This window comes from Candidatus Cryosericum odellii (assembly GCF_003570935.1).
GTDB classification, from domain to species: domain Bacteria; phylum Caldisericota; class Caldisericia; order Cryosericales; family Cryosericaceae; genus Cryosericum; species Cryosericum odellii.
The window spans coordinates 1-14,069 of sequence record NZ_QXIU01000180.1; the positions used below are offsets into that span (position 1 = coordinate 1).

At 56.8% G+C, this 14,069-nt stretch carries 16 protein-coding genes and 1 pseudogene; 15 read left to right on the top strand and 2 right to left on the bottom strand.

Features of this window, described 5'->3' with window-relative positions; genetic code table 11:
• Positions 1-245: 245 nt before the first annotated feature.
• The 11 genes from SMC5_RS07270 to SMC5_RS07320 all read left to right on the top strand — a co-directional run bounded on the left by SMC5_RS07270 (position 246) and on the right by SMC5_RS07320 (position 10,145).
• Positions 246-974: a class II glutamine amidotransferase gene (locus SMC5_RS07270; RefSeq protein WP_165846200.1), complete on the top strand. Its 729-nt coding sequence runs from the start codon at positions 246-248 to the stop codon at positions 972-974.
• Positions 975-1,097: 123 nt separating this feature from the next.
• Positions 1,098-1,913 carry an undecaprenyl-diphosphate phosphatase gene (locus tag SMC5_RS07275; RefSeq protein ID WP_119120172.1) on the top strand — a complete coding sequence of 272 codons (816 nt, stop codon included), beginning with the start codon at positions 1,098-1,100 and terminating at the stop codon, positions 1,911-1,913.
• A 74-nt stretch (positions 1,914-1,987) separates the two neighbouring features.
• Positions 1,988-3,691, top strand: a complete 1,704-nt coding sequence (locus tag SMC5_RS07280) for a formate--tetrahydrofolate ligase (protein ID WP_119120173.1) — start codon at positions 1,988-1,990, stop codon at positions 3,689-3,691.
• A 104-nt stretch (positions 3,692-3,795) separates the two neighbouring features.
• Complete coding sequence (gene rbr / locus SMC5_RS07285; protein WP_119120174.1) at positions 3,796-4,374, top strand: rubrerythrin; 579 nt, start codon at positions 3,796-3,798, stop codon at positions 4,372-4,374.
• 57 nt (positions 4,375-4,431) lie between these two features.
• Positions 4,432-5,097 carry a PaaI family thioesterase gene (locus SMC5_RS11090; RefSeq protein ID WP_119120175.1) on the top strand — a complete coding sequence of 222 codons (666 nt, stop codon included), beginning with the start codon at positions 4,432-4,434 and terminating at the stop codon, positions 5,095-5,097.
• Entirely contained in the window at positions 5,078-5,530 is a 453-nt protein-coding gene (locus SMC5_RS07295) for a peptidylprolyl isomerase (RefSeq protein WP_207799139.1), read from the top strand. Before SMC5_RS11090 ends, SMC5_RS07295 begins: the two co-directional genes overlap by 20 nt.
• A gap of 9 nt (positions 5,531-5,539) precedes the next feature.
• Positions 5,540-6,034, top strand: a complete 495-nt coding sequence (locus SMC5_RS07300; RefSeq protein ID WP_119120177.1) for a peptidylprolyl isomerase — start codon at positions 5,540-5,542, stop codon at positions 6,032-6,034.
• Positions 6,035-6,044: 10 nt separating this feature from the next.
• Positions 6,045-6,887 (top strand): DegV family protein, encoded by an 843-nt coding sequence (locus SMC5_RS07305; RefSeq protein ID WP_165846314.1) that lies wholly within the window; start codon positions 6,045-6,047, stop codon positions 6,885-6,887.
• Positions 6,888-7,022: 135 nt separating this feature from the next.
• Complete coding sequence (locus tag SMC5_RS07310) at positions 7,023-7,865, top strand: DegV family protein (RefSeq protein WP_119120179.1); 843 nt, start codon at positions 7,023-7,025, stop codon at positions 7,863-7,865.
• 104 nt (positions 7,866-7,969) lie between these two features.
• Entirely contained in the window at positions 7,970-8,818 is an 849-nt protein-coding gene (locus SMC5_RS07315; RefSeq protein ID WP_119120180.1) for a DegV family protein, read from the top strand.
• A gap of 22 nt (positions 8,819-8,840) precedes the next feature.
• Positions 8,841-10,145, top strand: a complete 1,305-nt coding sequence (locus SMC5_RS07320; protein ID WP_207799140.1) for a tetratricopeptide repeat protein — start codon at positions 8,841-8,843, stop codon at positions 10,143-10,145.
• 75 nt (positions 10,146-10,220) lie between these two features.
• Here the strand turns inward: SMC5_RS07320 and SMC5_RS07325 are convergent, their stop codons facing one another.
• On the bottom strand, positions 10,221-10,727 hold the full coding sequence (locus SMC5_RS07325) for a hypothetical protein (RefSeq protein ID WP_119120181.1): 507 nt from the start codon (positions 10,725-10,727) through the stop codon (positions 10,221-10,223).
• Positions 10,728-10,926: 199 nt separating this feature from the next.
• Here SMC5_RS07325 and SMC5_RS07330 point away from each other — a divergent pair, with 199 nt between their 5' ends.
• Positions 10,927-11,586, top strand: coding sequence for a hypothetical protein (locus SMC5_RS07330; protein WP_119120182.1), 660 nt, complete (start codon positions 10,927-10,929; stop codon positions 11,584-11,586).
• A 12-nt stretch (positions 11,587-11,598) separates the two neighbouring features.
• On the top strand, positions 11,599-12,339 hold the full coding sequence (locus SMC5_RS07335; protein ID WP_165846315.1) for a hypothetical protein: 741 nt from the start codon (positions 11,599-11,601) through the stop codon (positions 12,337-12,339).
• A gap of 116 nt (positions 12,340-12,455) precedes the next feature.
• Here SMC5_RS07335 and SMC5_RS07340 read toward each other — a convergent pair whose 3' ends face one another.
• Positions 12,456-12,857 carry a protease inhibitor I42 family protein gene (locus tag SMC5_RS07340; RefSeq protein WP_119120183.1) on the bottom strand — a complete coding sequence of 134 codons (402 nt, stop codon included), beginning with the start codon at positions 12,855-12,857 and terminating at the stop codon, positions 12,456-12,458.
• A 147-nt stretch (positions 12,858-13,004) separates the two neighbouring features.
• On the opposite strand from SMC5_RS07340, the gene SMC5_RS07345 reads away from it, so the two are divergent.
• On the top strand, positions 13,005-13,331 hold the full coding sequence (locus tag SMC5_RS07345) for a cupin domain-containing protein (protein WP_119120184.1): 327 nt from the start codon (positions 13,005-13,007) through the stop codon (positions 13,329-13,331).
• A 199-nt stretch (positions 13,332-13,530) separates the two neighbouring features.
• Positions 13,531-14,069: pseudogene (locus tag SMC5_RS07350) on the top strand (phosphoenolpyruvate carboxykinase (GTP)); the annotation flags it as partial.

Here is a 14,069-nt window from a genome sequence, read left to right on the forward strand (position 1 = left end):
GCTGTCTGGCATCAGGTCAACCTCAAGGCAGGCCTGACTCTTGCCGTCTTGTCCGGAGTCTTCGGGTTCATGTTCCTCAGCCTGCGCAACATGACTGAAGACGAGCGCAAGAGGCTGTTCTCTGGACTCTTTATTGGCTGGGTCATCTCCATNNGTACTTTTGGTATTCACAATTGCGCTATGACGCTGTCGACGTATCCTGAATGCTGGGTGGTTGTGGGTGGCTTGCCGGTGGAGGAACGCTGATGTGCAGGATGTTCGGAATAGTTACAACGAAGTCACAATCGATAGCTCCATGGATGACTGGTGTCGAACCTTCGCTGCGTTCGCTGGCGATTGCCGACAAGTCCGGCGAACCCAATCCTGACGGCTGGGGTGTCGCATGGTATGACGACGGTCAGGACTGTCCCCATGTCGTCAAGGATCCACGACCGGCCTACGAATCGCCACTCTTTGAGCAGACTGTTCGCGAGGTCAGTGCCCGCGTTGCTCTTGCTCACGTCCGCCGTAGCAGTGGTACATCGCCTGAGCTTGCCAACACGCACCCGTTCGTCGCGGGACGCTGGTCGTTCTGCCACAACGGATACTGCTCGCGCGAACGTCTGATAGAGCATCTCCTGCCCAAATTCAGGAACAGCCTTGAGGGAGAAAATGACAGTGAAGTTTACTTCGCTTTGCTGTTGCAGCATCTCGAGTCGGTGGCCGACCCCCTCGATGCTCTGAGGGGCGCTGTCCATGAGGTGATGTCCGTCGGTGACTTCACCGGCCTCAATTTCCTTCTGTGCGATGGACAATGCATGTATGCCTTCCACTACAGCACCGATCCGGAGCGACACAGCATGTACCTGCAGCATCAGAGTGGCAGGGAACTCGTCGCCAGCGAACCGCTGGGCACCGGTTCCTGGGAGGAATTACCCAACGGCTCGCTTGCCGTCCTGACGCCCACAGGACACACGCTCGCCTCTCTGATCTGAAGCCAGATCACAGGGCCACCCCGCAGAAGGTTTGGCGGTTTGCTGGCAGCCTTTTCTTTGCTTTTTGGAGGCGTTTGTCTACCATATTGCATATGTTTGAGGTCATACTTGGAGGTACTACGGATGGTACTGTGGAAAAGCATCGTGCTTGGAATTGTACAGGGATTGACCGAGTTCCTGCCTGTCAGCAGCTCGGGACATCTGGTCGTGTTCTCGGGACTCCTCAAAGCCGATTCGACGCTGGCCTTTGATGTAGCCTTGCACTTCGGCAGCCTCATCGCGCTGGTGATTTTCTTCTGGGGTGACATTGTGGGCTTGTTCGGGGGATTCCTTGCGACCTTCCGCGGCAGACTGTCTCATGAGGAAGCGCACAAGCGCAACATGTTCTGGCTCATCGTCGCGGCCATCATCCCGTCTGGAGTCATCGGCGTCCTTTTCAGTGCGACCATTGCGAAGGCTTTTGCCAGCCTGTACGTTGTAGCGGCCATGTTCCTGGTCACTGCCGCCCTGTTGGCTCTGCAGCATTTTGCGTCGACGACCAGAACTATCCGCGAAGTCGGCTGGAAGGATGCACTAGCCATCGGCATCGGCCAAGTGTTTGCGCTTCTGCCGGGTCTTTCCCGCAGTGGAACGACGATGTCCGTCGGTGTTTACAGGGGTCTCAAGCAGGAGGATGCGGCGCATTTCAGCTTCCTCATGGCGATCCCGACCATCGCGGGCGCCGCGATCTTTGAGCTCAAGGACTTCCTGAAAGCGGGGATGTCCTCAAGTGCTTTCATCGATATTAGTATCGGTGTCGTCGTCAGCGCGCTGACAAGCCTCGTCGCGATCGGGTTGCTGCTCAAGGTTGCGCGGAAAGGCAAGATGCAATGGTTTGCGCTGTATTGTATTGCCGCAGCAGTTTTCACGTTCGCAGCTCACTATTTTGGACTTATCTGAGCGTTGCCCGGTACGTAGAAATGGAATTTAGGGTACAATAATAAAACGTACCACCTAAAAGAGGAGTGTGACCTATGTTCGAAAAAGCAAATGACAAGAAAGACATTGGCAGTCTTGCACTGTCGCTGGGCATTCGCGACGAGGAAGTCGATTTCTTTGGCAAATACATGGCTAAGATCGATTACCACATCCTCAACCGCTTGCAGGACAAGTCGGATGGCAAGTACATCGATGTGACAGCTATCACGCCGACACCGTTTGGCGAAGGCAAAACTGTCACGACCATTGGACTGGGCATGGCGATGAACAAACTGGGATTCAAGACGGTCAATGCACTGCGCGAACCGTCCATGGGCCCAGTCTTTGGTATCAAGGGCGGTGGAACAGGCGGTGGCAAGGCTTCTCTCTTCCCGATGGAGCAGATCAACCTGCATTTCACGGGCGATATCCATGCAGTAGAGACAGCAACCAACCTGCTGGCCGCGGTGGTGGACAATCACATCTTTCAGGGAAATGAACTGGACATCGATCCTCAGAGCATCAGCTGGCGCCGGACTATGGACGTAGAGGACCGGTCGATGCGCAAGCTCACGATTCAGTTGACAGAGAAGAAAGATGGCGTCAAGACGGAGACGTCGTACGACACCGGTTTCGACATTGCTGCCGCTTCGCCGATCATGGCCATCATGGGCCTGACGACGGGATTTGAAGATCTGCACCAGCGTCTATCGGAGATTGTCGTTGCGCACAGCCGCAGTGGAAAGGTCGTGACGGTCGCGGACTTGCGGGCAACCGGGGGCCTGACTGCTGTCCTCAAGGATGCTATCTATCCCAATCTGGTTCAGACCGAAGAAGGCACGCCCTCCTTTGTTCACATTGGACCATTCGCCAACATCGCTTTTGGCAACAACTCGGTGCTGTCCGACCGTATTGCACTGAAACTTGGTGACTATGTCGTGACAGAGAGTGGGTTTGGTGCCGACATGGGTTTCGAAAAACTCATGGACATCAAGCTTCGACAGGCCGGTATGAAGGCGCCTGACTGTGTGGTCATCGTTGCTACGATCCGCGCGCTCAAGATGCACGGCGGTGCGTATACCATCAAGCCGGGCAAGAAGCTTGATCCCGCCCTTGTTTCAACTGTCAATATGCCGGCACTCGAGCTGGGTTGCGAGAACCTCCGGATACATATCGAGAATGTTCGTTCCTATGGCCTGCCAGTTGTTGTCGCTGTCAACAGATTCCCGGACGACACTGCCGAAGAGGTAGCGATGGTTCAGGCCAAAGCACTGCAATTTGGTGCGCTAGCCGCCGTTCCCCACACGTTCTTTGTGGATGGCAGCGAGGGTGGTCTGGAGCTGGCACGCGCAGTCCAGGAAGTGGCATCGACATCCAAGGTGGGCGCGGTCCACTATCCATATGAATTGACCGATACCATCGAGGACAAGATGCGCAAACTGGTCCGCGCGATCTATCGTGCCAGTGACATCGATCTGACGCCTGTGGCGATCGAACGCATTAAGGAGTTCACCGCGGCCGGCTATGACAAGTGGCCCATCTGCATGGCAAAGACACATCTGTCCATCAGCCATGATCCCGATGTCAAGGGCGCACCCTCCGGGTACCTGTTCCCAATTCGCGACATTCGTGCCGCGACCGGCGCGCGTTTCCTCTATCCATTGGGTGGAACGATGCAGACCATGCCGGCACTCTCCAAGGTCCCCGCCATGGTCAACATTGACGTGACCGGAGACGGTGTCATCACCGGACTTCGCTAATCTGTCGAAACCGACCGGCACTGTGAATATTCCGCCCTGTGGCGTCTGTGCTGATTGGATACAATGGAGAAAGTAGCAACACGATTCGTGCATGGAGGTGAGTGTTGAAACAGACATTTCTCAATCTTGGTGCGGCTTTTGTAGGTGAATCCATGGCCCGCAACCGGTATACCATGTACAACAAGGTGGCCCGGACCGAAGGGTTTGAGCAGATAGCAGGGATTTTCGCCGAGACCGCTGACCAGGAACGGCAGCATGCCAACATCCTATTTCATTTTCTCCAGGACATCAAGCAGGAGAACGGCGGCGAACTGAAACTTGCAAACGCGGAAGTTCCGCTGGTGCTGGGGACAACGGCCGAGAACCTGCAGGCGGCTATCGACGGTGAACATTATGAGACGACCACGATGTATCCGGGCTTTGCCGACATTGCTGATCAGGAAGGTTACAAGGCAATTGCCTGCCGCCTGCGTGCCATTGCGGTAGCTGAAGCCCACCATGAGGAACGATACAGCAAGCTGCTCAAGGAAGTCAAGGCACAGTCCGTCTTCAAGAAGGATCACAAGATCATCTGGGTCTGCCGCGAATGTGGGTATGTCTATGAGGGGACCGAGGCGCCGACCAAGTGCCCCGCGTGCCAGCATGCGCAGAGCTTCTATCAAGTCAAGTCAGAGGACTACTAGCGTCAGAGAAACAGTCCTGGGGCCTGCTTTTGCAGGCCCCTTTGTGTCTGACGACGCATGAATACGCGCATCGACAGCTGTTTCGTCTGTTCGCCGGATAATCCGGCTGGTCTCCATCTCCATTTTGACGTGGGGGATGGAACCAGCGCGGCCGAGTTCTTACTGGATCCAGCGTTCGATGGATATCGTGGTGTGACGCATGGGGGCATCCAGGCGGCAATCCTGGATGATGCAATGGCCAACATCTTTTTCGACGTGGGCCTGCCGGTGTTTACCGTTGACATCCATGTGCGTTACCACCGGCCGATGTATTCTGACCGGAAGTACCGGGTCGAGGCCAGGCTGGCCGAAGACCGTGGCAGCCGTATCAAGGCAACAGAAGCATGCATCAAAGACCTTGCAACAGGTGAGGTGGTGACCGAGGCGACGGCAACGTTTCTTATCGGCCGAAGTCTCTTGGAGAATGTCAGGAGTAAAACCGCAGATGAGCACCAACAAAAGGAAAGCCACACCGAAATTGAGTCGGACGCAGGAGCTGCAGAAGAAGTATCCGGGCCACAAGCCCATTCCGCCGAGCACGCGGACAGTGGTCATCACGCTGGCAGCGACAGTGATCCTGTCGCTGTTGCTGGTATTGCCCTTCCTCAAGAAGGCTCAGGCTCCGCAGGTGGTGGGCAACAAGTACGTTGTGCTGGAGACAAGCATGGGCACGATCAAACTTGAACTCTACGGGGACAAGGCTCCCAGGACCGTCGCCCAGTTCCTCGAGAACGTCACGGGTGGCAAATACGACGGGCTTACGTTCCATCGGGTCATGAAGGGGTTATTGATCCAGGGCGGGGACCCCAACGGCAACGGAACGGGAGGCAAGGAGATCCCGTTCGAGAAGACGGGCATGAGTTACGCCCGCGGCGTTATATCCATGACGTCGTCAGAACATGGAGTTACACAGTCCAACATGCAGTTCTTCATCATGCAGGGAGACACGACCTCTCTCAATGGGGATTTTCCTGCGTTTGGCAAGGTCGTCGAGGGTATGGATGTCGTCGACAAGATCGCGAACGTGCCGGTCGGAGAAAATCCCAGCAAACCCGGCGAGATGTCGGTCCCTCTCACGAAGATCACGATCATCCGGGCGACCGAAGTCGCCAACTAGGAGCGTCACATGGTAGAGAAGAACAGGGTTGTTCGTATGGAGACGTCCAAGGGTACGATGACACTCGAACTGTACGCTGCTCGGGCTCCTAGGACCGTCGAACGGTTCATGGCTGCGGTCAACGCCGGCAAGTATGACGACCTCAAGTTCCATCGCATTATCAAAGACTTCATGATTCAGGGCGGCGACCCACAAGGGACTGGCACGGGCGGCGGCAACGTCAAGTTCGAGGGCTCTGACGTCAAGCACGTTCCCGGAGTCATCAGCATGGCCGCTCAGCAGGCGCATGTCGACCAGTCCGACATGCAGTTCTTCATCATGACGAGTACGTCCGACCAGTTGGACGGCAGCTACACTGCGTTCGGACATGTCACAGAAGGCATGGACGTTCTGGATGCCATCGCGGCGACACCCGTTGCCCAGGCGCCATGGGGCGAACGTTCACGTCCTGTCGAGGACGTGCGCATCGTCAAGGCGTCCGAGATTCTCGACCAGGAGAAGTAGCAACGCGCATATGGCTGTTCACATTGTAACGGACTCCACGAGCTACCTTCCCACTGGTTTTGCTGAACAGCACGACCTTCCCGTCGTACCGCTCAAGATTTCGGTCGACGGAGTATTTTTCCGAGAGTTTGTGGAGATATCTGCTGATGTCTTCTACGCGAAGCAGAAAGCTGGAGCCAAGTCTGGCACCACACAGCCCGGCCCCGAGGATTTCATCGCGGTCTACAGCAGGTTGCTCGCAAACCCGGACGACGAAGTGCTGAGCATTCACCTGTCATCCGGCATGAGTGGAACACTCAACAGCGCGTATATTGCAGCCGAACAGACTGATCCCAGGCGCGTCCATCTCTATGATGTGCGGACGTCAGGTCTTGGGCTCGGGTTCATGGTCATGCAGGCTGTCAAGCTTGTTGAGGGCGGAGCCGGCACCGACGACATCATCACGATGCTGGACGGGATGCAGCCACGCACGCATCTCTACTTTCTCGTCGGCACAATGAAGTATCTCATCGAGGGCGGGCGTATTGGGAAGGCGGCGGGCGTCGCAGCCAGCATCCTGCAGATCAAGCCTATCCTCACGGTCAAGGACGGTATCGTCGACGTGTTCGAACGGCCGCGAACCATGCGGACAGCCCGAGACCGCATGTGGGCCATCATCGACCAGGCGGTCGTACGGGGTATCGAGCGTATCGGGTTCCACTATGCGGGCAACAGAGCCGAGGTCGAGGCCGTGCAAACTGAGTTCATGAAGCGCACGGGTATTCCCTCCGTCCTCACCCAGTTGGGTCCTTGTGTCGGGTGTCATACGGGACCCGAGGCCATGGTGGTCGTTATTGTCGACAAAGCAGTTTGAACAAGAAGGCCAATTTGGACATAGCGGCGAACCAGGACAAGACCTGTCGCCCAGGCGACGCGGGGTGAACGTTTACATCCTGTCGAGGACGTGCGCATCGTCAAGGCGTCCGGGATTCTCGACTAAGAGGAATTTATGGCTATTCATATTGTAACGGACTCCACAAGCTGTCTTCCCGCTGGTTTTGCTGAACAGCACGACCTTCCTGTCGTGCCGCTCAAGGTTTCGGTCGACGGAGTATTTTTCCGCGAGTTCGCGGAGATATCTCCTGACGCCTTCTACGCGAAACAGAAAGCTGGAGCCAAGTCTGGCACCACGCAGCCCGGCCCTGAGGATTTCATCGCGGTCTACACCAGGTTGCTCGCAAACCCGGACGACGAAGTGCTGAGCATTCACCTGTCGTCTGCCACGAGTGGGACACTCAACAGCGCCCACATTGCAGCTGAGCAGACCGATTCAAAGCGCATCCATCTCTATGATGTGCGGACGACAGGTCTCGGACTCGGGTTCATGGTCATGCAGGCCGTCAAGCTTGTTGAGGGTGGAGCCGGCATCGACGACATCATCACGATGCTGGATGGGATGCAGCCACGCACACATATCTACTTTCTCGTCGGCACAATGAAGTATATCGTCGAGGGCGGGCGCATCGGCAAGGCAGCAGGCGTCGCAGCCAGTATCCTGCAGATCAAGCCTATCCTCACGTTCAAGGACGGTATCGTCGACGTGTTCGACCGGCCGCGAACCATGCGTGTCGCGAAGGAGCGCATCAGGGTACTTATCGACCAGGCAGTCGTACGGGGTATCGAGTACATTGGGTTCCACTATACGGGCAACAGAGCCGAGGTCGAGGCCATGCAAACTGAGTTCACGAGGCGCACAGGTATTCCATCCGTCCTCAGCCAGTTAAGCCCTGTCCTCGGGTGCCTTACAGGACCTGAGACGCTGGGGGTTGTCATCGTCGACAAAGCAGTGTAATGTGAAATGAGGGGAGAGAAGCCTTCCCCTTGTACAGCAACCATGTGAGCAGTCCCGCTGTCTCCGCCGGCGGGACGAATGCGCAAGCGGAGAAGGAGTCGATAATGGCCATCCACATCGTAACGGATAGCACGGCGTGTCTGCCGCAAGGGTATGCCCAAGAGCACGACGTCACGGTCGTTTCACTCAAGGTCTCACTCGACGGCGAGTATTTCCGCGACGGCATCGACATTACGAATGACGAGTTCTATCGCCGCCTCGTGGCTGGTGCGACGGCGGGCAGTACACAGCCGTCACCCGACGAATTCGCGTCCGCATATCGCGCGATTCTAGACAAAGACCCCGAAGGCGACATCGTCTCGATTCATATCAGTTCGCGCATGTCGGGCACGCTCAACTCGGCTCTTACCGGGCGCAACCTGCTGGATACGATTCATGTCCGGCTTGTGGACACCTGGAATGCTGCTCTCGGTATCGGATTTCCGGCGATGCGAGCAGTGGAGCTTGCCGAAGCAGGGGCGCCGCTATGGCAAGTCGTCGCTGAGGTGGAGGCGCTGTGTCTGCGGACCCATACCTACTTCGTGCTCGATTCTCTTAAGTACCTCGAGAGAGGCGGGCGCATTGGAAAGGCCGCCGCCATCGCCGCCAACATTCTGAAGATCAAGCCCGTCCTCACCTACATCGAGGGAGTCACGGATGTCGTGGACCGTCCCCGCACTAAGAAAGTTGCGTTCGAACATCTGTGGGCAATTATCGATAAACACCTGCAGAAGGGGATCGAATACATCGGGTTCCACTACGGCGCTAACCGGGCCGAGGTTGAGGGCTTCCAGCGTCAGTTCACGTCCAGGTACAACCTGCCGAGCATTCTGGCCCAGCTTGGGCCTGTCGTCGGGACGTATTCGGGGCCCGACATGATCGGAGTCACCATTTCGGAAAAGAAGTCACAATAGCCGGCAACGGACGGGAGAAACCATGATCTACGCCATTGCCTCGCTGTGCGACTGGTTTGGCGCCAAACGCGTCGCTATGCGATTGTTTGCTGCTGCTCCACGTTCAGACTACGCCGCATGGTGGGGGGCGGTCGGTCTCATGCAGTCCGGCAAAGACGAGGAGGCACTGGGCCTCCTGACGCGTGTACGCGCCGTTCATCCCGAATGGAAGCGTACCAAGCGGCTTCTGGCAACACTGTACCTTCGTCGCGACCCCGAGAAAGCCGTTCAGCTCTACAGTCCTCCAATGGGTATCTGGGAAGAGGTCTTCTTGGGTGACCTGCTGTACTTTTTTCTTCACCGCGAGAACGAGGGAGCTCAATGGTGGCGCACGGCGTATGCGAGGGTGGACTGGAAGAGCGCCCGTGAACTGGACAATCCCGCGCGTCTCCTGCTTAAGAGACTGTGTCGCATCACCAGCGACCCCGTGCTGCTTGAGCGGTTTGCGGAGCTGGACACCGACAACTTCCGCCAACAGGACATCGTTGCCTACGCCGGCATCCTGGCATCGCGCGGCGAGCTGGACAAAGCGAGGGAGATGCTCGACCGTGGTTTCTACCTCTATCGCGGCGACCCGGTATTGACAGCGTGCTGGGAGAGACTCGGATTTGGCCAGCTGCCTCCCTACAAGGTGAAGGCCTCGGGGACGGCGTCCGTCCGACACAACGTGTGCACCGGGCTGCTCACTGAGGCGAGCGACCTCTCGTCGATCGTGGACAGGGTCCACCAGGAGCACCCGACGGGCGTCGTTACGATTGCCAGTAGCGTGATGACCATGTGCGAAGGGACACTGATGTGGGTTGGGACGTTCAAGCCGTCACGCTTGGCGCGGTTCCTCGGCCCGTACACAGGGCACGGCGGCGGAACGTTCATTCACTGGTACACCTATCCGATGGAAGCAGCGTGGAAAGTTCAGGCATACATCGAATTGGCAGGAACCTTCCGTGTCCTTCTCGGGGCGGGCGCCACGGTACTGGGAAAGCTGTTCCATCGCAAGGGCTGGTTCTATGCGGTCGTTGGTCCCATGGCCAAGGCGGTCGACAGCGACAAGGTGATGCCTTATGACGCGTGCCTCGTCCCCGGCCCGCTCGACGTAGAGACGAGCGTCGCTACCCTGGCACGCAAGGGGGCTCGTATCAGTGTGGTCGACGTCAACGATGTCTTTGGCGCCGAGATTGTAGCGTCGACCGAGGGCGTCGACGAAGACTGGCTCAGGCGGTCGCTGGAGGACAACCCGGCGGGCAACGACGACTCCATGACGCCTATCGTCGTGGTGATGCCGGAGTAGCCAGAAGGGAACATATGCAATGAAAAAGGCGGGAGCAGTCATGCTCCCGCCTTGTACAGTTCCTGTATCCTGAGGTCAGTTGACGGCCGAGGTCTTCGGCAACACGCCTGCATAAACGATGAGCTGCGTCGCCTGTGTCGTTGTACCATTGGATGAGACCGGCGTCACAACCAGGACCACGACCGAGTCTTTGGCATACCCCTCACTGACCGTTGTGTTGCCGAAGCTATTGTTTTCGGCATCACCTGCGAAACCTTGCTGGCGCAGCCACGCGTCGATGTTTACCGCTTCGTCCGAGGTCGCCGACTTGGCGATCATGACGACGCCCGAGAGGCTCAGCTGCGTCGGGTTGCCCTGGCCGGTGGCGACATACCAGTCAAAACTATGCGGCACGGCCATGGAGAACTTGAGGCTGCTGTTTGTCTTCAGGTCGCTCAGGAGCTGCCGGGCGGGGCCGATATTCACCGCAGGAGCATTCGTATCTCCTTGCAGGCCTCTGTGGCCGAGCATGTACCATGCGACCCCAGCTGCCACGATCAGCACAGCCAGGAGAACGACCAGCACCTTGATTGCGATTTTCATACAGCAAAACCCCCATAGTGTTGTCAAATAGATGGTTCATTGTACCACATCCGACGGAGCGTCAACCTTGGAAAAGCGATGATGTTTTAATACCGTTGACGTTGGCCGGGGCACCAGAGTTCCACCGAGAGGTGTTGACGTTTTGTCCAGCCAGCCTAGCATGATTAGTACAGGTGTGTCGAAGGCGGAGGTATATCGCATGCAGATCGAAATGGCGTGGCGCGACGAACGGGTCAACGTGTTCGCTTTGAGCGGCGTGAGCATGGGTATACGCTTGGAGCCACAGCTGTTCGTCTGCAAGAAGCGTCCCATCGGGCACCGTGGCCCATTTGTCCTCGACCCGCGCAAGGGTCGCCCTCGGTTTCAGTTGTCGCAGCTCGGCGCCACAGCTCAGGAGACAGCCAATCAAACCGCGTATGTCCTGTCCTACTTGGTCGAAGTGGACAGCTACCTGCATATCCCTGTCAACTACGACGTATTTGCGGGACTGTGCGCTGAGGGCTGGTTCTCGCTGTGGAACCCCTCGGCGCCGCTGGCCTACTTTGAAGAGCTCCATGATGGTTACCTCGCGCTGATGCGGGTGTCACGACTTGATGCCGAGGTCCCGGAACAAGTACTCGAGCATGGCCGTTCCGGCGCCAACTTCATCTACTACCTCGATCCACCCGTCACCGTGCAGAAACTGCACCCTGTCCTCCGTCCCGATCTATATGAGCGCCGCAAGGGCGATCTCATGGCCTTCCTGTCCGACCACAACTGGCTGCTCGGCGAGGAAGGTCCGACTGCGTCAGGGGAACTGGAGACAGAAAGCTTGTTCGACGCGTCGGAGTTGCCCGAGAGACCCGTTCGAAGAAGATAGGAGAGGACCAACATGAAGCAGCACGAAGCCGTTATCGAGGCGATGGAGCGTGAGGGTGGATATGCGACACTCGGGCGACTCTATCAGGTTGTACCAACCATCACAGAGTGCTCATGGGGGACAAAGACGCCCTTCGCATCGATTCGCAGGATCGTGCAGGACCCGCGTTTCTTCTTCAGAATTCGTCCGGGCCTTTGGGCACTGAACGACTCTCGAGATCGCTTGCCTGAAAGCGTCTTGCCATCCGGAAAGACCCCTGTTGCCAAAGTAAGCGAGAACACTCATGCATACTACCAGGGGCTCATTGTTGAAGTCGGTGTTATGCGCCACATGGAGGCTTTTGTGCCGTTGCAGGACAAGAATAAGCCGTTCATGCAAGGAACCTTGGCATCGGTCACAACTGTTCCGGCGATGTACAAATTCACGTATGACGAGACGCTGAGAAAGGCTCAGACTGTGGACGTTGTGTGGTTCAACGAAAGGAAGATGCCTGACGCCTTTTTTGAGGTCGAGAACTCGACGGATATGCTGAATGCACTGTCAAAGTTCGTGCAGTTGCAGGACTTCGCTGCTCGCTTTTACATTGTAGCTGACGCCTTACGGCAGCGCGAATTTGTGGACAAGATCGCTTTGACAGCATTCCGTGACATGCACAGTCGAGTTCTGTTTGAAACCTATGAACATGTCGCAGTTCTGCATGCAAAGCTCTCTGAGTTGGCCTTGCTCGGACAAGGCGAGGAGCATTCACTGTAACATGCTGCCGGACTTTCCCTGCTGCCGGTGTCCGGCTACGAGCGTACCAAGACGTTCACGCAAACTGCCGCGCCTGCTGTGGTAGGCTGTGGGGCGGTTCGGGTCTCGCGATTGTTCTACTTGACGGTGACTGTGATGGTCCTGGTCTGGGCAGGGGGAACGCTCTCCCACGGACGGGCGTAGGCGAAGGAAATTGTGGTCGTTCCCTTGCCAACAGCCTTGAACGTGAAGGTAACGGTACCGCTTCCTCCGACAACTTGAGCACCGGGGGCAACTGCCACATATGCGATGTCGACGTACTCAACTACGTTCGTGTTTTTTGTTGTCTGAGTCCAGTTGTATCCGGAGGTGGCGTTCGCGTCGAGTGCGATGGTGAACGTTTTCCCGGTGGTCGTTTCGAATGTGTCCCCGGTGACTTTGTTCTTTCCAGAGGCTCGGGTCAGCACCAGAGTAACGACCGCGACGGCAACCGCTAGTATCACCACAGTCACGATGACAAACAGCATTTTTCTCTTCATGATCTCATCTCCTTGAACCAGCCGGTGTCTGCGACCGTTATTCCTTGGGCGTACGGAGTGCCGACGTGTCTCCCGGGACTACCCTCGCCGCATGTGGACTGTTGTCCTGCATCGCGTATCCTGATACAATCGAGGCGGAGGTGTTCCATGGCGACAAACGAACTTTACGGCCAATCGGCCCGACTAGTCGATCTCATTATAATCCAACCAGGTGCGGTTGTCAGCAAGGTACTCATCGAGCGGCCAACGGGGACCGTCACACTGTTTGCGTTTGACAAGGGGCAGAAGCTGAGTGAGCACACGGCTCCATTCGATGCACTCGTGACAGCACTGCAGGGGAGTGTCGACATTACCCTGGATGGCATGCATCATATCTTGGCAGCGGGGGACGTTATCGTCATGCCGGCCGGCGCCATCCACGCTGTCGATGCCCTGGAACCATGTATCTGGTTGCTGACGATGATCCGGTCCTGACACCTGGAGGGAGACGCAAAACCGTTTCACGATAGCACAGCTGTCGCCGACTTCACACGGCAGTTCAACCAAAAAGAGCTTGTGGACTGATGATTTGACCGGTCAATCGATGGCTGCGACCTGTGCGTTTTTCCACAATGGTGTACTATATTAAAGTAATGACAATGACCTGTGGGCCAATATCGACGGAGGTGTATGCATGAACGACAATGTCGCCAAGTTCCTGGAGGAACGGCTCGGCGGAGAGCAGTACGCGAAGCTCAGCAGGATCTCAAATGGCAAGCTATACGATTTCATTGCCCACTTCATCAAGTTGCTCGATCCAGCGAGTGTCTTCGTCTGTGATGACTCGACCGGGGATCTCTCCTACATCAGCGAGAAGGCTATCCACGATGGTGAGGAGCAGCGCCTGGCAATGAATGGTCATACGATTCACTTTGATTCGCCTCTCGACCAGGGCCGAGATAAGGAGCATACGAACATCCTGGTGGACCCGGGCGAAGAGATGGGTCCCCAAATTTCCACGCGTGACCGCACAGAAGGTCTCAAAGACATAAGCGAGGTCATGGACGGTATCATGCGCGGACGTCAGATGCTGATCGTCTTTGCTACGCTCGGGCCGAACGGTTCCGAGTTTGCTATCCCAGCAGTTCAACTTACCGACAGTCCCTACGTCGCACATTCGGAGAAGCTGCTGTATCGGCCCGGCTATGAGGAGTTTATCCGTCAGAGTGAGCA